This is a genomic window from Pseudomonas entomophila (assembly GCF_029193575.1).
Classification (GTDB): Bacteria; Pseudomonadota; Gammaproteobacteria; order Pseudomonadales; family Pseudomonadaceae; genus Aquipseudomonas; species Aquipseudomonas entomophila_G.
Genome location: NZ_JARGCS010000036.1, coordinates 252,994 through 271,237, shown reverse-complemented (window position 1 = coordinate 271,237; position 18,244 = coordinate 252,994). Strand labels below are relative to the sequence as shown.

Annotated in this window: 20 protein-coding genes and 1 tRNA gene; 12 read left to right on the top strand and 9 right to left on the bottom strand. The window is 65.4% G+C overall.

The window, feature by feature from the left end:
* Positions 1-80 precede the first annotated feature (80 nt).
* Complete coding sequence (locus P0Y43_RS18310; protein WP_275638663.1) at positions 81-671, bottom strand: cysteine hydrolase family protein; 591 nt, start codon at positions 669-671, stop codon at positions 81-83.
* Positions 672-848: 177 nt separating this feature from the next.
* On the opposite strand from P0Y43_RS18310, the gene prmB reads away from it, so the two are divergent.
* Positions 849-1,757: a 50S ribosomal protein L3 N(5)-glutamine methyltransferase gene (gene prmB, locus P0Y43_RS18305; RefSeq protein ID WP_275638662.1), complete on the top strand. Its 909-nt coding sequence runs from the start codon at positions 849-851 to the stop codon at positions 1,755-1,757.
* Between the two features lie 60 nt (positions 1,758-1,817).
* Here the strand turns inward: prmB and P0Y43_RS18300 are convergent, their stop codons facing one another.
* Positions 1,818-2,600: a hypothetical protein gene (locus tag P0Y43_RS18300; protein WP_275638661.1), complete on the bottom strand. Its 783-nt coding sequence runs from the start codon at positions 2,598-2,600 to the stop codon at positions 1,818-1,820.
* Positions 2,601-2,705: 105 nt separating this feature from the next.
* Entirely contained in the window at positions 2,706-3,662 is a 957-nt protein-coding gene (locus P0Y43_RS18295) for an alpha/beta hydrolase (RefSeq protein WP_275638660.1), read from the bottom strand.
* Positions 3,663-3,839: 177 nt separating this feature from the next.
* Here P0Y43_RS18295 and aroC point away from each other — a divergent pair, with 177 nt between their 5' ends.
* The 3 genes from aroC to P0Y43_RS18280 all read left to right on the top strand — a co-directional run bounded on the left by aroC (position 3,840) and on the right by P0Y43_RS18280 (position 6,713).
* Positions 3,840-4,931: a chorismate synthase gene (aroC, locus tag P0Y43_RS18290; RefSeq protein ID WP_275638659.1), complete on the top strand. Its 1,092-nt coding sequence runs from the start codon at positions 3,840-3,842 to the stop codon at positions 4,929-4,931.
* 91 nt (positions 4,932-5,022) lie between these two features.
* Positions 5,023-6,180, top strand: coding sequence for an MFS transporter (locus P0Y43_RS18285; RefSeq protein WP_275638658.1), 1,158 nt, complete (start codon positions 5,023-5,025; stop codon positions 6,178-6,180).
* Positions 6,177-6,713 (top strand): oxidase, encoded by a 537-nt coding sequence (locus P0Y43_RS18280; protein ID WP_275638657.1) that lies wholly within the window; start codon positions 6,177-6,179, stop codon positions 6,711-6,713. Before P0Y43_RS18285 ends, P0Y43_RS18280 begins: the two co-directional genes overlap by 4 nt.
* A 104-nt stretch (positions 6,714-6,817) precedes the next feature.
* Here P0Y43_RS18280 and P0Y43_RS18275 read toward each other — a convergent pair whose 3' ends face one another.
* Entirely contained in the window at positions 6,818-7,090 is a 273-nt protein-coding gene (locus tag P0Y43_RS18275; RefSeq protein WP_275638656.1) for a DUF3509 domain-containing protein, read from the bottom strand.
* Positions 7,091-7,357: 267 nt separating this feature from the next.
* On the opposite strand from P0Y43_RS18275, the gene P0Y43_RS18270 reads away from it, so the two are divergent.
* Together P0Y43_RS18270 and P0Y43_RS18265 are read left to right on the top strand one after the other, a co-directional pair.
* On the top strand, positions 7,358-7,879 hold the full coding sequence (locus tag P0Y43_RS18270) for an ankyrin repeat domain-containing protein (RefSeq protein WP_275638655.1): 522 nt from the start codon (positions 7,358-7,360) through the stop codon (positions 7,877-7,879).
* A 58-nt stretch (positions 7,880-7,937) separates the two neighbouring features.
* Positions 7,938-8,468, top strand: a complete 531-nt coding sequence (locus P0Y43_RS18265; protein WP_275638654.1) for a hypothetical protein — start codon at positions 7,938-7,940, stop codon at positions 8,466-8,468.
* 53 nt (positions 8,469-8,521) lie between these two features.
* Here the strand turns inward: P0Y43_RS18265 and P0Y43_RS18260 are convergent, their stop codons facing one another.
* Positions 8,522-9,460 carry a ZIP family metal transporter gene (locus P0Y43_RS18260; RefSeq protein ID WP_275638653.1) on the bottom strand — a complete coding sequence of 313 codons (939 nt, stop codon included), beginning with the start codon at positions 9,458-9,460 and terminating at the stop codon, positions 8,522-8,524.
* Between the two features lie 127 nt (positions 9,461-9,587).
* Between P0Y43_RS18260 and P0Y43_RS18255 the strand changes: the two genes are divergently transcribed.
* From P0Y43_RS18255 to P0Y43_RS18240, 4 genes are all read left to right on the top strand, one after another.
* On the top strand, positions 9,588-9,782 hold the full coding sequence (locus tag P0Y43_RS18255) for a PLDc N-terminal domain-containing protein (protein ID WP_275638652.1): 195 nt from the start codon (positions 9,588-9,590) through the stop codon (positions 9,780-9,782).
* A gap of 210 nt (positions 9,783-9,992) precedes the next feature.
* Complete coding sequence (locus P0Y43_RS18250; RefSeq protein ID WP_275638651.1) at positions 9,993-12,071, top strand: LTA synthase family protein; 2,079 nt, start codon at positions 9,993-9,995, stop codon at positions 12,069-12,071.
* A gap of 142 nt (positions 12,072-12,213) precedes the next feature.
* Positions 12,214-12,450, top strand: coding sequence for a hypothetical protein (locus P0Y43_RS18245; RefSeq protein ID WP_275638650.1), 237 nt, complete (start codon positions 12,214-12,216; stop codon positions 12,448-12,450).
* 183 nt (positions 12,451-12,633) lie between these two features.
* Entirely contained in the window at positions 12,634-12,966 is a 333-nt protein-coding gene (locus P0Y43_RS18240) for a ribonuclease E inhibitor RraB (RefSeq protein ID WP_275638649.1), read from the top strand.
* Between the two features lie 48 nt (positions 12,967-13,014).
* Here the strand turns inward: P0Y43_RS18240 and P0Y43_RS18235 are convergent, their stop codons facing one another.
* Positions 13,015-13,818, bottom strand: coding sequence for a cytochrome c (locus P0Y43_RS18235; RefSeq protein WP_275638648.1), 804 nt, complete (start codon positions 13,816-13,818; stop codon positions 13,015-13,017).
* Positions 13,819-14,341: 523 nt separating this feature from the next.
* On the opposite strand from P0Y43_RS18235, the gene P0Y43_RS18230 reads away from it, so the two are divergent.
* A complete protein-coding gene (locus tag P0Y43_RS18230) occupies positions 14,342-15,076 on the top strand; it encodes an amidotransferase (RefSeq protein ID WP_275638647.1) in 735 nt (244 codons plus the stop codon).
* Between the two features lie 88 nt (positions 15,077-15,164).
* On the opposite strand, the gene P0Y43_RS18225 is transcribed toward P0Y43_RS18230, so the two are convergent.
* The 3 genes from P0Y43_RS18225 to P0Y43_RS18215 form a co-directional block, all read right to left on the bottom strand.
* A complete protein-coding gene (locus P0Y43_RS18225; protein ID WP_275638646.1) occupies positions 15,165-16,136 on the bottom strand; it encodes a magnesium and cobalt transport protein CorA in 972 nt (323 codons plus the stop codon).
* A gap of 72 nt (positions 16,137-16,208) precedes the next feature.
* Positions 16,209-16,928: a lysophospholipid acyltransferase family protein gene (locus P0Y43_RS18220; protein ID WP_275638645.1), complete on the bottom strand. Its 720-nt coding sequence runs from the start codon at positions 16,926-16,928 to the stop codon at positions 16,209-16,211.
* 121 nt (positions 16,929-17,049) lie between these two features.
* Entirely contained in the window at positions 17,050-17,739 is a 690-nt protein-coding gene (locus tag P0Y43_RS18215; protein WP_275638644.1) for a crotonase/enoyl-CoA hydratase family protein, read from the bottom strand.
* A 288-nt stretch (positions 17,740-18,027) separates the two neighbouring features.
* Here P0Y43_RS18215 and P0Y43_RS18210 point away from each other — a divergent pair.
* Positions 18,028-18,117 (top strand) — tRNA-Ser (locus P0Y43_RS18210).
* Positions 18,118-18,244: the final 127 nt, after the last annotated feature.

Genomic DNA, 18,244 nt, shown 5'->3' with positions numbered 1-18,244 from the left:
ATTTCCTCTGTGGGTATCGGGAATTCGACCTGGGCCCGGGCCTTGGGTTCCGCCCGGCTGCCGGGCGGTGTGCCAGCGCGTCAGATCAGGCTGGCGGTCGGGGCGACGCAGGCGAAGTTGTCGGCCATCACGGCCATCTCGCCCTGGTGGATCTGCGCGGCTGGGATGATGCCGTCCTTCCAGGCCAGGTCACGGGTGGCCGAGGCGTCTTCCACCAGGGTGCAGCGGTAACCATAGTCCTTGGCGCGGCGCACCGTGGTGCTGACGCTGGAGTGGCTCATGAAGCCGCAGACGATCAGGTCCAGGTGGCCCAGCTCCTGCAACGTCTCGTGCAGCTTGGTGTTCTTGAAGGCATTGGGCATGCGCTTCTCGATGATGATTTCGCCGGCCTGCGGCTCGAGGCCCGGGATGAACTCACCGCGGCTGCCTTGCGGGTCGAACAGGCCACCGACGGTGCCCAGGTGGCGAACATGGATGATCGGGCGCCCGGCCTTGCGAGCGGCTTCGAGCAACCGGGCGATGTTGGCCACGGCCTCGTCCATGCCCGACAGCGTCAGAGGACCGCTCAGGTACTCTTTCTGCGCATCGATGATGATCAGGCTGGCTTGGCCCAGCTTGGCCGGCGGGTAGTCGCGGCCGCTGAGGCGGAACATCGTGGTTGGAACGGACATCAAGGGCTCCTTGGATAGGGCTTTTGTAGGTCTATTCTCCCCTGCCTCGGCGCCAATGTGAATGGTTGACAACGCAAGCGGCATGGTTGCTGGCCTGTGGCTACCCGGACGGGATTCGGTGGAACATTTCAGCCGAGGGGCTGTTAGACTTTCGTGCTGTATCAAAAGGAGTCCCCCGTGATCACATCCCGTCTGCGCACCCTGCGCGACCATATTCGCTGGGCGGTCAGCCGCTTCCACGAGCACGAACTGTTCTTCGGCCATGGTGCCGACAACGCTTGGGACGAGGCGCGCCTGCTGGTGCTGGGCGCCGTGCACCTGCCTTGGGAAGTGGCCGACAGCTACCTCGACTGCCAACTGGAGGACGACGAGCGGGTACGCCTGCAGCACCTGCTCAAGCGGCGCATCGAAGAGCGCGTGCCGACCGCCTACCTGTTGGGCGAGGCGTGGTTCTGCGGCATGTCGTTCATCGTCGACGAGCGCGTGCTGGTGCCGCGCTCACCGATCGGAGAACTGATCGAGAAGCGCTTCGAGCCATGGCTGGCGGCCGAGCCCGCACGCATCCTGGACCTGTGCACAGGCTCCGGTTGCATCGGCATCGTCGCCGCCGACGTGTTCCCCGAGGCCGAGGTGGTGCTGGGCGACCTGTCCTTCGAGGCGCTGGAGGTGGCCAACCAGAACATCGAACGGCATGGCCTGGACGCGCGGGTATACACCGTGCAGGGCGATGGCTTCGCCGGGCTGCCGGGGCAGCGGTTCGACCTGATTCTGTCCAACCCGCCGTATGTCGATGCCGAAGACTTCGCCGACATGCCTGCCGAGTACCACCATGAGCCCGAGCTGGGCCTGGCCTGTGGCAACGATGGTCTGGACCTGGTGCGGCGGATGCTAGCCGAGGCCGCCGACCACCTGACCGAGAAGGGCTTGTTGATCGTCGAGGTGGGCAACAGCCAGGTGCACGTCGAGTCACTGTACCCGGAGGTGGATTTCGCCTGGCTGGAGTTCGAGCGCGGCGGGCATGGGGTGTTCATGCTCACGGCGCAGCAGTGCCGGGATCACCAGGCGCTGTTCAAGGCGCGAGTTTGAGGTGGGGCGGGGGCTGCTGCGCAGCCCATCGCGGGGCAAACCCGCTCAGATGCCACCGAGCTAGCGGGTGGCGATCCAGATCAACAACCCGGCCTGGAACACCGCGAACGCCACCAGGCAGGTGATGGTGAAGCGCAACCCGCTGTCCTCGCGGCGGTACTTGGCCACCCGCTCATCCCGCTCGCGCAGTTGCGCTTCCTTCTCCTGCAACTTCTGCTCGGCCTGTTGCAACATCGACGCCGCCTCGATGATGTCGACGCGTTGCACCTTCTCGCTGTTCCAGCCGCCCTTGAGCTGGCCAACCGGCGCTTCCACCGTGCGTCCCTTGAGCATCTGCCCGTCGGCGTACTCCACCTCCAGGCCGACGCTGCGCAGCATGTGGTCGCGGCGCAGGCGGGAATCCTCGTTCAGCGCGTCCTTGCTCGGCAGCGCCATGCCCTCGATGCGGTAGTGCGACCATTTGCGCTGCAGCCATTGGCTGGCTTGGGCCAGCATGAAGCGGCCCAGGCCGCGGTTCAGCGGCTCCAGTTGCAGGCCACCCTCGTCGCCCAGGCGCACCAGGCGCTGCTCGTGGTCGACGCGGACATCAAGCTGGTTCTGTTCCTTGCGCACCTTTTGCCCGGGCAGGCGGATCTCCAGGCGCAGCAGGCTGTTGGCCTTGTCGTGGCGCTCGGCGTAGCCGAACTGGACGAAGCGCAGCGGTCGCGCGCCACTGTTGCGGTCGGTGGGCAAGGGGGCCAGGCGCAGCAACTGGAAGTGTTCGACAGTCAAGTCTGCCCAGGGCAGTGGGGCGCTTTCCGGCGGTTGTTCTTCGGCCGCCTCGGCGGCGGGGGCATCGGTCATCGGGCAATCCTCAAAAACGGGGTGGTCGGTGAGATCGCGTGGTACCTGCTATCACCGCCTCATGCCCGTCTTATCGGCAGCGCGCGCCAAGACCTGAGTGAATCATCAGGCCGAGGGCAACTGATGGATGAACGCGACGATCCGCTCGCCCAGTTCGCGGGCCAGCGGCAGTTCGGGGTTGAGGTAGCTGTCGCGCTGCTGGTGCATGTCTCGCGGGCTGATGCGCAGCATGTGGTTCATGCCGTCGATCAGCGCCAGTTGCGCATCGGGCTTGGCCGCCTTGAGGCGCTCGGCGTCGTCCACGTCCACCTGCACGTCGTTGCGGCCCTGGACGATCAGCGCCGGCACTTTGACCTGGGCGAAAGCCGCCGCTGGGTTCTGGCGGAACAGCGAGATCAGGTACGGCTGCACGGTGGGGCGGAACACCTCGCGCAACGGGGACGGCACGTCCAGGCTCGACTGCCCGGCCTGCAAGCGGTCGAGCAGGGCGTTGCCGCTCACCAACTGCGCCGGTGGCAGGCGCTGGGCCAGTTGCTCGCGCAGCACGTCGGCCACCGGGCGGCCGCTGCCGGCCAGGGTGATCACCGCGCTGGCGCCGGCCTGCTCGGCGGCCAGGCTGGCGATCAGGGCGCCTTCGCTGTGGCCGATCAGGATCAGCGGGCCGAAGCGAGGGTCGGCCTTGAGCTGACGCGCCCAGGCCACCACGTCGGCGACGTAGCCTTCGACGCTGAGGTCGCGCTCATCCGGCGCGGCCGGCTGGCTGGCGGCCACGCCGCGCTTGTCGTAGCGCACGCTGGCGATGTGTTCGCCCGCCAGCAGCAGTGCCAGGCGCTTGAGGTTGTCGATACGCCCCGAGGCGGGGTTGTTGCCGTCGCGGTCGGTGGGGCCGGAGCCGGCGATGATCAACGCCACTGGCGGCGGCGTGGCCTGCTGGGGCAGCAGCAGGCTGCCGTGCAGCACGCCGTGGCCGGTGTCCAGGTCGATGGGGCGCTGCAGGACGGTGGGGGCGGCCTGGGCGACGGTGGCGCAGAGCAGGAAGAGGAGGGCGGCGAGGCGCGGCATGCTGGAGGGCTACATGGGGGGATGAGGTTTGGACAGGGTGGTGCCTGGAAGGTTCGCGCGTGTGTTTTCGGGCCCTGTCGCGATAGGGCCACCGCAGCATCCGATTCCTGTCGCAACCCTGCGCCTTTCCGTATACTGGCGCCCTCGTTCACATTCAGGCTGATTCGCGGAGCGTCCATGTCCGGCAATACCTACGGCAAGCTGTTCACTGTCACCACCGCTGGCGAAAGCCATGGGCCGGCGTTGGTCGCCATTGTCGATGGGTGCCCGCCTGGCCTGGAGATCTCCCTGGCCGACCTGCAGCACGACCTCGACCGGCGCAAGCCCGGCACCAGCCGGCATACCACCCAGCGCCAGGAGCCCGACGAAGTGGAGATCCTCTCCGGGGTCTTCGAAGGCCGCACCACCGGGTGCTCGATTGGCTTGCTGATCCGCAACACCGACCAGAAGTCCAAGGACTACTCGGCGATCAAGGACCTGTTTCGCCCGGCCCATGCCGACTACACCTACCACCACAAGTACGGCATCCGCGACTACCGTGGCGGTGGCCGCAGCTCGGCGCGGGAAACCGCCATGCGCGTGGCCGCCGGCGCCATCGCCAAGAAATACCTGGCCACCCAGGGCATCCGCGTGCGTGGCTACATGAGCCAACTCGGCCCGATCGAGATCCCGTTCAAGACCTGGGACAGCGTCGAAGACAACGCCTTCTTCAGCCCCGACCCGAGCAAGGTGCCGGAGCTCGAGGCCTACATGGACCAGCTGCGCCGTGACCAGGATTCGGTCGGGGCGAAGATCACCGTGGTCGCCGAAGGCGTGATGCCTGGCCTGGGCGAGCCGATCTTCGATCGCCTTGACGCCGAGCTGGCCCACGCGTTGATGAGCATCAACGCGGTCAAGGGCGTGGAAATCGGCGCCGGTTTCGCCAGCATCGCCCAGCGTGGCAGCGAGCACCGTGACGAGCTGACCCCGGAAGGCTTCCTCAGCAACAACGCCGGCGGCATCCTCGGTGGTATCTCCTCGGGCCAGCCGATCGTCGCCCACCTGGCGCTCAAGCCGACCTCCAGCATCACCGTGCCGGGCCGTTCCATCGACGTAAACGGCAACCCGGTGGACGTGGTCACCAAGGGTCGCCACGACCCGTGCGTGGGCATTCGCGCCACCCCGATCGCCGAGGCGATGATGGCCATCGTGCTGATGGACCACCTGCTGCGCCACCGTGCGCAGAATGCCGATGTGAAGGTGGGCACGCCGGTCCTGGGCCAGCTGTAACCTCCCATTGAAGGAGCGCCCGCCCCCTGAGGAGCGGGCTTGCCCCGCGATAGGGCCCGTTTAGACCCCGCACAGCTCCCGGCCCGACCCCATGCCTCCCATCCCCTATTGGCGTCTCTCCAGCTTCTACCTCTGCTACTTCGCCTTGCTCGGCGCCACCGCGCCATTTCTGGCGTTGTACTTCGACCACCTGGGCTTTTCCCCGGCACGCATCGGCGAACTGGTGGCCATCCCCATGCTGATGCGCTGCATCGCCCCCAACCTGTGGGGCTGGTTGGGCGACCGCAGTGGCCAGCGCCTGCTGATCGTGCGCCTGGGGGCGTTGTCGACCCTGGCGACCTTCTCGTTGATCTTCTTCGGCAAGAGCTACGCCTGGCTGGCGCTGGTGATGGCCTTGCACGCGTTCTTCTGGCACGCGGTGCTGCCGCAGTTCGAGGTGATCACCCTGGCCCACCTGCACGGGCAGACCGCCCGCTACAGCCAGGTGCGCTTGTGGGGGTCGATCGGCTTCATCCTCACGGTGGTCGGCCTGGGCCGGTTGTTCGAATGGCTGAGCCTGGACGTCTACCCGTTCGCCCTGGTGACCATCATGGCCGGCATCGTCGCCGCCAGCTTGTGGGTTCCCAACGCCCAGCCAGTGGACATGACCGAGCGGCGCGAGGCCGGGGGCTTCCTACGGCAACTGGCGGCACCGGGGGTGTTGGCCTTCTATGCCTGCGTGGCGCTGATGCAGTTCAGCCACGGGCCGTACTACACCTTCCTCACCCTGCACCTCGAACACCTGGGCTACAGCCGTGGCGCCATCGGCTTGCTGTGGGCCTTGGGGGTGGTTGCCGAGGTGCTGATCTTCATGCTGATGAGCCGGCTCTTCGCGCGCGTCTCGGTGCGCCGGGTGCTGATGGCCAGCTTCCTGTTGGCCTCGCTGCGTTGGCTGCTGCTGGGCAACCTGGCGGACATCCCGGCAGTACTGGTGTTCGCCCAGGTGTTGCACGCCGCCACCTTCGGCTGTTTCCACGCCGCCTCCATCGCCTTCGTCCAGGGCAGCTTCGGCGCCCGCCAGCAGGGCCAGGGGCAGGCGCTGTATGCCGCGCTGTCCGGCACAGGCGGGGCGCTGGGCGCGCTCTATTCGGGTTACAGCTGGAAGCTGCTGGGCCCGCAGTTCACCTTTGGCATGGCCAGCGTCGCGTCGCTGGCCGCAGCCGTTATCATTGCCGTTCGTTTGCATGAGACCAGGACCCGTCCCCGATGAGCATCCTCAGCGTTTTCCATACGTCCAGCCCGCAGCAGCCAAACAAGGTGCTGACCCACCACGACGACATCGCCGCGACCCTCGCCGAGCACGGCGTGCGCTTCGCCCACCGCGGCGAGACGCCGCGCATCCGCCCAGGCAGTGGCGAGCAGGCGGTGCTTGCCGAGGCCCGTGAGTGGCTGGACCGGCTGATGACCGAGCAGGGCAGTCGTGCCTTCGTGGTGCTCGACCGTGACGGCGTGGTGCCGGAGGCGGCCGACCTGCGCGATGAGCACATGCATGACGCCGAGGAGGTGTTCGCTGTGCTCGGCGGCCGTGGCCAGGTCAGCCTGCGCCTGGGCGACTACGTGTGCGCCGTGCTGTGCGAGCATGGGGACGTGCTGGTGGTGCCGGCGGGTGTCGGGCGCTGGATCGACCTGGGCGATGCGCCGTTCTGCCTTGCCGTGCGGTTGTTCACCAGCGAGCAGGGTGTGGCGGCGCGGTTCAGCGCTGATAGCGATGCCCGGGTGTTCCCGGGCATAGACGAGTTCTGAAGCGGGTGTTGCTGTAAAGCGCTCACAAACAGATCGCGGGGCAATCCTCGTCGCACAAAATCCCTTCGTGAGAGGAGGATTGCCCCGCGAAACGGGCGCCGCGATCAGCGATAGGTCGGCAGGGCGAAGCGCTGCTGGCTCTGCAGCATGGAGATCACCGGCAGCTCACTGGCCTGCTCGGCAAGGTCGCGGCGGATGGCGCTGATGGCCCAGGACAGTTGCTCGGCGCTGTGCAGCTGCGCGTAGGACAGCACCCGACGGGTCACCGTGCCGTCGGCGGCTCGCAGGGTCAGCAAGATGCCGCCGTCGGGGCGGGCCTTGGTGTCGACCTGGTAAGCGGAAAAGACCGAGGCGAATTTTTCCTGGATGAGGTCCATATCAACTCCTGACTGTGATTTAGCAGACGTGAGTTGATGATTGCAGCGACTGTGCCAGCCCGGGATTTCATTAAAAATCCTTATAAATCAATTATTTAAAAATTAATCTTGGCTGGCTCGCCGTGCATTCTGCATGGTCGCGCATTTTGCACAGTGCATTTTGCAAGGTCATAGAGGCCACCTTTGGCCCCCATAGAATCTGAACCTTTGACCCTGTTGCGGGGCCTGACGAAAAATTGGGCCTTGAACATTGCCAGGAGGTTTCCTATGTCCGACCAACAGCCCACTCCCATGACCGAAGAAGAAACCGCCGCCTTCGCTGAAGAGGTATTCGAGCGCGCGCGCCGTGGCGATGCTGCGATGCTGGAGCGCTTGCTGCAGGGGGGCTTGCCCGCGGACCTGCGCAACCACAAGGGCGACACCTTGCTGATGCTTGCCAGCTACCACGGCCATCACGATGCCGTGCGCGTGCTGCTGACCCATGGCGCCGACCCGCTGATCGCCAACGACAACGGCCAACTGCCGATCGCTGGCGCAGCGTTCAAGGGAGACCTGGCGATGATCCGCCTGCTGCTCGAGCATGGCGTGCCGGTGGATGCCGCAGCGGCCGACGGCCGCACCGCGCTGATGCTGGCGGCGATGTTCAACCGTGGCGAAATCCTCGAGTGCCTGCTGGCCCATGGCGCCGACCCGGCTCGCCAGGACGCCCGTGGCGCCACCGCGTTGCTGGCGGCGCGCACCATGGGCGCGGCGGAGGCCGCCGCGCGCCTGGAGGCGCTGGCCGGCTAACCGTCGGGGGGCGTTTGCGGCTATCCTTGGCGCCTTTTTCACCCACGCAGGGCCCCCCATGAAAAACCAGTTGCTCGAACTCATCAGCCTCATCGGCGCCGGCTGCATGCGCGAGGAAGACATCGAGCGCATCGCCGACGAGGCCGCGCAGGCCTACGCCGACCCCGCCGCCTTCCTGGCCGCCAACCCCGACATCAACTACGACGACAGCTTCCCCATGCCCCTGGGCGAATGGGTCGTGCTCGGCAGCCTGCCAGACACCGTGGTGTTCCAGGCCGACAGCTATCAGGAGCTGTTCCAGCACATCACCGACTCGTTCGACAAGAGCGTGCCGTTCACCCTCAAGCCCAAGCAACTGGCGCGTACCGAGCCGCTGACGGCGCTGAACCGTATCCAGGTGCAGATGGGCGCGTTGAACAAGGAAGCCGGCGGTTACGTGCTGGTGAACTTCAGCCAGTTGCTCGATGACGAGTTGCAGATGGTGATGGTCGGGCAGCAGGACCTGGCGCGGTTGCTGGCGTTGGGGGCCGAGGTGGGGATCAAGGTGGAGCCGGCGTTGGAGGCGTTGAAGGTGGCAGTGCACGTCTGACGGCCTGTGCCGCAGGGGCAGGCCCCGCGATAGCGTCGGTGCGGATACCCGCCTCAGCCCAACGCGGTATCGAGGAACATCATCACCCCGAACCCACCCATCAAACCCAGGGTCGCCGCCGTCTGGTGCCCGTTACGGTGGGTTTCCGGGATCACCTCGTGAGACACCACGAAGATCATCGCCCCTGCCGCCAGCCCCATGCTCACCGGGTAGGCGAGGGCAAAGCCGGTGGAAATCCCCAGGCCGATCACCGCCCCCAACGGTTCCATCAAGCCCGAGCCGATCGCCACCAGCGCCGCCTTGAAGTTCGACAGCCCCGTTGCCCGAAGCGCCAAGGCCACGGCCAGGCCCTCGGGAATGTCCTGGATGGCGATGGCGCTGGTCAGCGGCAGGCCGATGCTCATGTCGCCATTGGCGAAGCTCACGCCAATGGCCATGCCCTCGGGCAGGTTGTGCAGGGTGATCGCCAGCACGAACAGCCACACCCGGCTGACCCGTGCCGCATCCGGCCCGCAAGGGCCGGTGCTTTCATGCTCGTGCGGGGTGAAGCGGTCCAGGCCGAGCATCAGCAGCACGCCCAGGCCCATGCCCAGCACCACGGTGAATGCCGCCGCGGGGCCGTTGCCGGTGATCTCGCGGGCGGCGTCCAGCCCCGGCAGGATCAACGAAAAGGAGCTGGCCGCGAGCATCATGCCAGCGGCGAAGCCGAGCATCACGTCCTGGTTGCGCGCGCTGACATCGCGCAATACCACGGCCAGCACCGCGCCCAGCGCGGTGGCGGCAAACCCGGAGAGGCCGCCGAGCAGCGCGAGGTGCAGGTTCTGCGCATGGTCGCCGTTGACCGCGTTCCACAGGCTCGCCAGCAGCAGGAACACGATCGCCAGCAGGCTCACGCCCAGCCCGGCGCTTAGCCAAGGCGTGTTCAAGGCTTGCTGGCGCCAGGCATTGATCAGCGGGTGCGGTGTGGCGCTATGGGTGTGGGCTGGGGGCATGGCAACCTCGCGGGCAGTGGATGGGGCCAGTCTAGTCAGGGACACTCCGGGCTGGCCAAGGATTCCCTTCTATCGCGGCGATAGCCGACTATGCTGTGCAGCATCGACAGACAGCCGGAGCCTGCCCATGGGGTCGACATTCAACAGCCTGGTCGGGCTGATCATCCTTGCCTTGGACATCTGGGCCATTCTCAATGTGCTGAAAAGCAGCAGCGAGGTCGGCATCAAGGTGCTGTGGATCCTGCTGATTCTGCTGCTGCCGGTGCTGGGGTTGATCATCTGGGCGATCGCCGGGCCGCGGGGCAATGTGCGGATCGGCTGAGGCGGTGGCCAGCATGCCCCGCGCCTGTAGGAGCGGGCCCCGCGATAGGGCAGGCCCAGACACTCCACCTGCCACTCCGTGACAAAATTTTCACACTGACTTCACCAAAATCCGCGCCGCACGTTTATCGTGTAGGCCGCCCCATGGCCTCCCAGGCTGCAAGGCGAGATCGCCTTCCCGCAAACCCGATACCCTAGGATCCTCCCATTCATGGCTAAAACGGATGCCTTGAAGCAACGGGCCGTGCCGGCACCGTTCGCGCCGACCCTCAAATCGCACCTGGCCTACACGCTGCTCAGCGGCCTGGTGATCATGCTGATGCTCAGCCTGGTGCGCCTGGCGCTGCTGGTCTACAACAGCGACATGATCGGCGATACCCCCTATGCCACCGTTGCCGAAGGCTTCCTCAACGGCCTGCGCTTCGACCTGCGCGTGGTGGTGTACATCAGCATCCCGCTGTTGCTGGCCTTGCTCAGCCCGTGGGCCATGGCGCGGCGCGGGTTCTTCCGGCTGTGGCTGACCCTGGCTTCGAGCATCGTGATGTTCCTCGGCCTGATGGAGCTGGATTTCTACCGCGAATTCCACCAGCGCCTGAACGGCCTGGTCTTCCAGTACATCAAGGAAGACCCCAAGACCGTCATGAGCATGCTCTGGTACGGGTTCCCCGTGGTGCGCTACCTGCTCGCCTGGCTGTTCGGCACCTGGCTGCTGAGCCTGCTGTTCAAGGGTATCGACCGCCTGACCCGCGGTGATGCCGGCCCCGGCCGGATCAGCGGCTTGCGCCGCGTGGCGCCGTGGTACGGGCGCCTGGCGGTGTTCATGGTGATCCTGCTGGTGGCCGTGGTCGCCGCCCGTGGCACGCTGCGCCAGGGCCCGCCCATGCGTTGGGGCGATGCCTTCACCACCGATTCGAACTTCGTCAACCAGCTGGGCCTGAACGGCACCCTGACCCTGATCGACGCCGCCAAGAGCCGCTTCGGCGAAGACCGCGCCAACATCTGGAAGCCCGTGCTGGAAACCGGCGTGGCCCAGCAGAGCGTGCGCGACTTGCTGTTGACCGCCAACGACACGCTGGTCGAAGCCGACCAGGCGGCGATCCGCCGTGACTTCACGCCGCCAGCCGAGCGCACCCTGCCGATCAAGAACGTGGTGGTGATCCTCATGGAGAGCTTCGCCGGCCACTCGGTGGGCGCCCTGGGCAGCCCGAACAACATCACGCCGTACTTCGACAAGCTGGCCAAGGAAGGTTTGCTGTTCGACCGTTTCTTCTCCAACGGCACCCATACCCACCAGGGCATGTTCGCCACCATGGCGTGCTTCCCCAACCTGCCAGGCTTCGAATACCTGATGCAGACCCCCGAAGGCGGCCACAAGCTGTCTGGCCTGCCGGCGCTGCTCAGCGCCCGCGACTACGACGACGTGTACGTCTACAACGGTGATTTCGCCTGGGACAACCAGTCCGGCTTCTTCGGCAACCAGGGCATGACCACCTTCATTGGCCGCAATGACTTCGTCAACCCGGTGTTCTCCGACCCGACCTGGGGCGTTTCCGACCAGGACATGTTCAACCGGGCCAACGAGGAGCTGGCCAAAAACTACGGCAAGAAGCCTTTCTACGCGCTGCTGCAGACCCTCTCCAACCACACCCCGTACGCCCTGCCCAAGGACCTGCCGGTGGAGAAGGTGACCGGCCAAGGGCGTCTGGACGAGCACCTGACTGCCATGCGCTACTCCGACTGGGCCTTGGGCCAGTTCTTCGAGCAGGCGCGCAAGCAGCCGTACTTCAAGGAAACCCTGTTCGTCATCGTCGGCGACCACGGCTTCGGCAACCACCAGCAGGTCACCGAGCTGGACCTCGGCCGCTTCAACGTGCCGCTGCTGCTGATCGCCCCCGGTATTCAGGACAAGTTCGGCGCGGTCAGCCACACCGTCGGCACCCAGGTCGACATCGTGCCGACCATCATGGGCCGACTGGGGGGCGAAACCCGCCACCAGTGCTGGGGACGCGACCTGCTCAACCTGCCGGTCGGCGACCAGGGCGTGGGCATGATCAAGCCGTCGGGCAGCGAGCAGATCGTCGGCCTGGTGCAGGGCGACCAGATCCTCATCGAGTCCAAGGACATGACCCCGCGGATGTACCGTTACCAGTTGGGCCGTGAGTTCAAGGCCGAGCTGATCGAAAGCCCCGACCAGCCGGAAATGCTCAAGAAGCTCGAGGCGTACATCCAGACGGCGACCAAGAGCCTGCTGGACAACACCGCCGGTGTGATCCACGGCACCCCGCAGTAACGCAATGCGTTGAAGCACGAGCCCGCCACTACCGGCGGGCTTTTTTCATCTTCGGCCGGTCACCCGCGCTGAACAACGCTTTCCTGCCACGGTCAAGCTAGGTACGGATGTCACTCACGTTGCACCAAGCGAGGGTTGATCGATGAAAGAGTGGGAAGTCATCTTTGCCGACCAGAAAGGCGAGCCGATGTCGCTGCTGCTCACCAGCGAGCACTGCCCCAGCGAGGAGGACGCGGCGCGGGCGATACGCTCGCACCTGTTTCCGGTCATGGACGAGCTTGACCTGAACGACTTCCAGGGGCGTACCCACGCCCCCACGGCACGTTGGCTCAAGGAGCAGAACGGCGTGACCATCACCGAGATCCGCGAGGCGTCCTGACGGCAACCCCTCTGGCGCGGTGCCGTCACAGGCGCTACGCTGCAAAAAGGCGTCGGCCTCTTCTGCGGGCCGGCGTCGCTTCCTTTCGCGTCTCGCATCAGCTCGAACTGCCAGGCCATTCACAGCGGCCTGCAGGTGCGTAGTGCACTGAAAGTCTATCCATCGGTTTGAGGAGGACGTTTCATGAGCAGCCAGAACGACGACATCAGCAGCAATGTCCTGCGCCAGATGAAGGCAGGCGGTTTCGACTTCACCCGCATCCATCCCATCGAGTTCTACGCGGTGTTTCCCGACGAGGCCGGTGCGCGCCGCGCGGCGGGGCAGTTTCGTGGCGAGTCGATCAACGCCCAGGTGCGCGAGCGCGATGACGGCGCCTGGCATCTGGAACTGAGCAAGGTCATGTATGCCACCCACCGGGGGATCGGCGCGTTCGAGGAAAGTTTCGAGAAGGTGATTTCGCCGTTGGGCGGGGAAGTGGAAGGGTGGGGCGTCCGGCAGGAGCGGCTCACGGCCTGAGACCGAGGCGTGGCCATCGCGGGCAAGCCGGCTCCTGCAGGGCGATGGCTACAACGCTTTACGTCCCGCCATATGCTTCAGGTACGCCAGCACCGCATCCAGTTCCTGCTCGTTCAACACACTCTCGGGAAACCCAGGCATGCGCGCCTGCGGCCATTGCCGCAGGGCCTGCGGGTCACGGATGTAGCGGCGCAGGAACGCCGGTTGGAAATACTCGGTGGGGTTGTAGGGCCGGTTCAGGTCCGGCCCGAACTGCGCATCACCCGCGCCATTGAGCCGGTGGCACGCCAGGCAATTCTGCTGAAACAGGGCGAACCCCTGGCGCACCGGGTCGTTGGCTGTCAGCGCTGGGTCCGGCAGCAGTGCCGGAAAGCGCTCGGCCACCGGTGCCAGGCGGCGGATCGTGGCGAGCTGGTAGGGCCATTGCTCGGGGCGGATGCCGCTGGCGTCCGGGTTGCTCCAGACCAGGTAGAATGGCCCGGCCCCCGGTTTGCCGGGGGGCAGGGGCGGCCACGGCTGGCGTGGGTCTTCCACCGCCAGCCAAGCCTGCGCAGGGCCGTTCAGCAGCAGCGGTGCGGCGGGCATTTCCGCGGCGAAGCCGTCCAGCGCCACTGCTTGCAGGTGGTCCTCCGGGCGTACGCCCTCAAGCAACACGGCCAAGGGTACGGCACGGTAGCGCATGGGCTGTTTGTAGGCCGCATCCTGCGCGATATCGAGGTCGCGGGCCTGGGGGTGCTCAAGTAGCTGCGCGGTCTGCCACTGGCGTGGCGAGTCACCGAGTTCGAGGGTCAACTGCGCCGCCGCCAGGGGCAGGCTGAGCAACGACAGCAACAGGGTCAGGCAGTGGCGCATGGGCAATCTCCAACCGTCGAGGTCGGCAGGTTACCTGGGCACCGCTGGTGAATGCCACCGCTGCTTCAGCCGAACAAACGCGTCAGGTTCGGCAGGATCAGCAGCAATGTAGTGGCGAACAGTATGAGGCCGGCTTGGCGTACTTTCGATTGTCTGAACATGGCGGACCGCCTTCTTGTTGTTATTCCTGAATAACCCTTGGCTTCCGTGTCTGGCTTCGGGTCGATCGCAGGGCGTGTGAACCACCGTCCTGCTTGCCGCTTGTGTCTGGATATACAACCAACAGTAGGGCGAACGTCATGGCTGTTTGAGAACCCTTTGTTCTAACCGAATCATGGTCGATTCTCCGTGGTTATGAGGCCAGTGGCCATTCCGCTGGCATGCTCTGACTAGACAGTTGCGTGGCTGCCACGAGTAATTGCCTAGCTGCCTACCGTTCGTCAGTGCGCACCACTTGCTTGTACGTGTCTTTCGCGGCAGTCTCTACCGCAGATTCCCACCCATGTCGTTCAGGACTATCCCTATGTCGTTACGCATCTGCATCCTTGAAACCGATGTCCTGCGACCGGAGTTGACCGCGCAGTACCAGGGCTACGGAAGGATGTTCGAGCAGCTGTTCTCGCGTCAGCCGATCGCCGCCGAGTTTCGCGTGTACAACGTGATGAACGGCGAGTATCCCGCGGAAGAGGAAACCTTCGACGCCTACCTGGTGACCGGCAGCAAGGCCGACTCGTTCGGCAGCGACCCCTGGATCCAGACCCTCAAGGCGTACCTGCTCAAGCTCTACGAACGGGGTGAGAAACTGCTGGGCGTGTGCTTCGGCCACCAGCTGCTGGCGCTGGTGCTCGGCGGCAAGGCCGAGCGTGCCGACAAGGGCTGGGGGCTGGGTATCCACCGCTACAGCCTGGCCGCCCACGCCCCCTGGATGGACCCGGAAGTGACCGAGCTGAGCATGCTGATCAGCCACCAGGACCAGGTCACCGCGCTGCCCGAGGGCGCGACCCTGATCGCCTCCAGCGACTTCTGCCCGAACGCGGCATACCACGTGCGCGACCAGGTGCTGTGTTTCCAGGGGCACCCGGAGTTCGTCCATGACTATTCCCGTGCGCTGCTCGATGCGCGCCAGGATCGGCTGGGGGAGGAGGTGTACCAGAAGGCGGTCGCCAGCCTCGTCGATGAGCACCAGGGGGACCTGGTCGGGGAGTGGATGATGCGCTTTGTCGGGCATTCGGACAAAGGCAAGCAAAACCTGGCCTGATCTTAACGTCCCTCTCGCGGGGCAAGCCCTCTCTCACAAGGACTGCGTCGTTCCTTGGGAGAGCGGGCTTGCCCCGCGATGCTTTTCGCTACAACCACCCCGACCGCTTGAAGCTGGCGAACAACCCGCCACACCCTGCCACGATCACCCCCAGCACCACGAAATAGCCGTAGTGCCAGCTCAGCTCCGGCATGTTCTGGAAATTCATCCCGTAGATCCCGGCAATCGCCGTGGGGAAGGCCAGAATCGCCGCCCAGGCGGCGAACTTGCGCTGCACGATGCTTTGCCGTGACGACTCCAGCAGCATGCCGATCTCGATGGTCTGGCTGGCGATGTCACGAATCCCCGCCAGGTCCTCCATCTGCCGCGTGACGTGGATCTGCACGTCGCGAAAGTACGGGCGCATGTTCTTGTCGATGAATGGAAAGCTCAAGCGCTGCAACTCCTCACCGATCTCCACCATCGGCGCCACGTAGCGGCGCAGCCGCAGGATGTCGCGGCGCAGGCTGTGCAGGCGGCGGATGTCATCTTCGCGCAGCGAGCCGCTGAGCACGCTCTGCTCCAACTCCTCGATCTCGCCATGGATCGCTTCGCTGACCGGCTGGTAGTTCTCGGTGACGAAGTCGAGCAGGGCATAGAGCACGAAGTCCTCGCCGTGCTCGAGCAGCAGCGGCCGCGCCTCGCAGCGTTGGCGCACCAGGGCGTAGGACTTCGAGTGGCCGTTACGGCAGGTGATGATGTAGCCGTTGCCGGCGAAGATGTGGGTCTCGATGAACTCCAGCCGGCCTTCGTGGCGCACCGGCGAGTAGGTCACGATGAACAGCGCGTCGCCAAAGGTTTCCAGCTTGGGCCGGCTGTGTTTCTCCAGGGCGTCCTCGATCGCCAGTTCATGCAACCCGAACTGCCGTTGCAGGTTGGCCAGCTCCTGAGCGTTGGGCTCTTCGAGGCCGATCCACACGAAGTGCCCGGGCTTGCGTGCCCATTCGCTGCCTTCGTCGAGGCTGATGTTGGTGACCTTCCTGCCGGCGCTGTACACCGCCGCTGCGACGACTCGACCCATGGTTGCCTGCTTATTCGGTTAGACATGGCAGACAGCTTGGGCCGTGCGCGGCATTAGGGCAACCGTTGCCGGTCAGTGCCGGGGCAGCTCGCTGTCCATGCGGTCGATGCACTGCTGCATCTGCGTGCGGCATTGTTCGATCAGCGCCGGCAGGTCCTGCTGGCCGAGGCCGCGGGTGGCGATTGGCGGCAGCGAGCGGACGATCACCGTGCGCTGGCGCCAGCTGTTCAGGCCCAGGCGCTGGGTGTAGCGGCTGACGCACACCGGCACGATCGGCACGCCGGCCTCGACCGCCATGTGGAACGCGCCTTTCTTGAACGAAAGCAACTGCTCACCGGGGTTGCGCGTGCCCTCGGGGAAGATCCAGATCGAGGTGTCGTCGCGCAGGATGCGCGTGGTCACCTGCAGGGCCTTGCGCGCCTGGTAGGCGTTCTTGCGGTCGACCAGCACGTTGCCGCCGAGCCAGAACAGCTGACCGAACAGTGGGATCCAGCCCAGGCTTTTCTTGCCAATGGCCACGGTGCGTTGCGGCACCACGCGACCGAGGATGAACAGATCGAAATTCGATTGGTGGTTGGCGACGATCACGCAGCCGGGCGGCTGGTCCCACAAGGGGCCGACCTCTGCCTTGACCCGCAGGCGCAGCAGCCAGGTGGCCGGTACGCTGTAGAGGCGGGCGAACAGGCGGCTATTATCGGGGTTGAACGGGCGGCACAGGCCGATGACCAGGCCGAGCGCTCCCACCAGCAGGAAGTGCAGGGCCAGCAGGAGCATGCGAAGCGAATAGAGCATGATGGGGCTCACACCAGACAGTCGCGGGGCAGTGTACGACTGTGCACTGGCCTGGGCAAACGGTTGGTGTGTCTGGGAGGGCCCTCTCGCGGGGCAAGTCGGATCGCCCCGCGAGGGGTGTTCAACCCATGTGGTTCTGGTCCAGCAGAATCGCCTCGTCCAGTGCGTCCAGCAGCCCCTTGCGCACCTTCAGCTTGGTGTTCTTGTGCGCCAGCATGTTCAGCTTCTTCAGCTCACGCGCGGCGGCCAGGGCGGTGTCCAGCAATTGCTCGGCCGGCACCACCTGGTCGAGGAAGCCCGCGCCCAGCGCGCCCTGTGGGTCAAACACCTCGGCATTGTTCACCGAGCGCTGGAAGGCCGCGCGGCCCAGGCGGTCGCGCGCCAGTTCGATGCCGGCGTGGTGCATGGTCATGCCGATCTGCACTTCGTTCAGGCAGATCTTGTAGGGGCCTTCGACGCCGATGCGGTAGTCGGCCGACAGCAACAGGAAGGCACCCTTGGCCACGGCGTTGCCAGGGCAGGCGACGATCACCGGGAACGGGTGCGAGAGCAGGCGCCGTGCCAGGGTGGAGCCGGCGGTGACCAGGCCGACGGCTTCCTTGGGGCCGCTGGTCATCACCTTGAGGTCGTAGCCGCCGGAGAGAATGCCAGGCTGGCCGGTGATGATCACCACCGCACGCTCTTCAACGGCCCGGTCCAGCGCGGCGTTGAAGGCGGTGATGACGTCCGGGGAGATGGCGTTGACCTTGCCGTTGTTCAGGGTCAGGGTGGCGATGCCGTCTTCGGCGTGGTAGGTAATCAGCTCGCTCATGACAGAGTCCTTTAGGTGGCGTGGCGACGACGTTACCCAGCGCCGCCGGCCAGGTAAAGCGCCAAGGCTGACCGGCTGGTCAGTGAATCGGGCCGCGGCCTTGCGCGGGCGGGGCAGGGCGCTGGCCGTGGAAAAAGCGCAGTGTGGATTGGCAGCATCGCCCTGGCGCCTGGGGCATTTCCGTTCAGGGGCTTAAGCGCATGAAAATTCTGAAAAAAATGCTTGCCAAAGAATAGGTCTTCTACTAAATTAGCGCGCCTCGACAGGCTGAACTGCTTGAAGAGATCCGGTGAAGTGTCCGAGTGGTCGAAGGAGCACGCCTGGAAAGTGTGTATACGAGAAATCGTATCAAGGGTTCAAATCCCTTCTTCACCGCCACATTCCGCAAGAAACCCCTGAATCGAAAGGTTCAGGGGTTTTTTGTTTTCTGGGTTTTTTGCGCGGACAGTGATGGCCCTAGCGCGGGGCAAGCCTGCTCCTGCAAGGAGCGCGCTGTGCCCCGCGA

Excerpts from the sequence above, each read along its gene's own strand:
- P0Y43_RS18310 (WP_275638663.1), bottom strand. The coding sequence starts at position 671 with ATGTCCGTTCCAACCACGATGTTCCGCCTCAGCGGCCGCGACTACCCG.
- P0Y43_RS18300 (WP_275638661.1), bottom strand. The coding sequence starts at position 2,600 with ATGACCGATGCCCCCGCCGCCGAGGCGGCCGAAGAACAACCGCCGGAA.
- P0Y43_RS18295 (WP_275638660.1), bottom strand. The coding sequence starts at position 3,662 with ATGCCGCGCCTCGCCGCCCTCCTCTTCCTGCTCTGCGCCACCGTCGCC.
- aroC (WP_275638659.1), top strand. The coding sequence starts at position 3,840 with ATGTCCGGCAATACCTACGGCAAGCTGTTCACTGTCACCACCGCTGGC.
- P0Y43_RS18285 (WP_275638658.1), top strand. The coding sequence starts at position 5,023 with ATGCCTCCCATCCCCTATTGGCGTCTCTCCAGCTTCTACCTCTGCTAC.
- P0Y43_RS18280 (WP_275638657.1), top strand. The coding sequence starts at position 6,177 with ATGAGCATCCTCAGCGTTTTCCATACGTCCAGCCCGCAGCAGCCAAAC.
- P0Y43_RS18275 (WP_275638656.1), bottom strand. The coding sequence starts at position 7,090 with ATGGACCTCATCCAGGAAAAATTCGCCTCGGTCTTTTCCGCTTACCAG.
- P0Y43_RS18270 (WP_275638655.1), top strand. The coding sequence starts at position 7,358 with ATGTCCGACCAACAGCCCACTCCCATGACCGAAGAAGAAACCGCCGCC.
- P0Y43_RS18265 (WP_275638654.1), top strand. The coding sequence starts at position 7,938 with ATGAAAAACCAGTTGCTCGAACTCATCAGCCTCATCGGCGCCGGCTGC.
- P0Y43_RS18260 (WP_275638653.1), bottom strand. The coding sequence starts at position 9,460 with ATGCCCCCAGCCCACACCCATAGCGCCACACCGCACCCGCTGATCAAT.
- P0Y43_RS18255 (WP_275638652.1), top strand. The coding sequence starts at position 9,588 with ATGGGGTCGACATTCAACAGCCTGGTCGGGCTGATCATCCTTGCCTTG.
- P0Y43_RS18250 (WP_275638651.1), top strand. The coding sequence starts at position 9,993 with ATGGCTAAAACGGATGCCTTGAAGCAACGGGCCGTGCCGGCACCGTTC.
- P0Y43_RS18245 (WP_275638650.1), top strand. The coding sequence starts at position 12,214 with ATGAAAGAGTGGGAAGTCATCTTTGCCGACCAGAAAGGCGAGCCGATG.
- P0Y43_RS18240 (WP_275638649.1), top strand. The coding sequence starts at position 12,634 with ATGAGCAGCCAGAACGACGACATCAGCAGCAATGTCCTGCGCCAGATG.
- P0Y43_RS18235 (WP_275638648.1), bottom strand. The coding sequence starts at position 13,818 with ATGCGCCACTGCCTGACCCTGTTGCTGTCGTTGCTCAGCCTGCCCCTG.
- P0Y43_RS18230 (WP_275638647.1), top strand. The coding sequence starts at position 14,342 with ATGTCGTTACGCATCTGCATCCTTGAAACCGATGTCCTGCGACCGGAG.
- P0Y43_RS18225 (WP_275638646.1), bottom strand. The coding sequence starts at position 16,136 with ATGGGTCGAGTCGTCGCAGCGGCGGTGTACAGCGCCGGCAGGAAGGTC.
- P0Y43_RS18220 (WP_275638645.1), bottom strand. The coding sequence starts at position 16,928 with ATGCTCTATTCGCTTCGCATGCTCCTGCTGGCCCTGCACTTCCTGCTG.
- P0Y43_RS18215 (WP_275638644.1), bottom strand. The coding sequence starts at position 17,739 with ATGAGCGAGCTGATTACCTACCACGCCGAAGACGGCATCGCCACCCTG.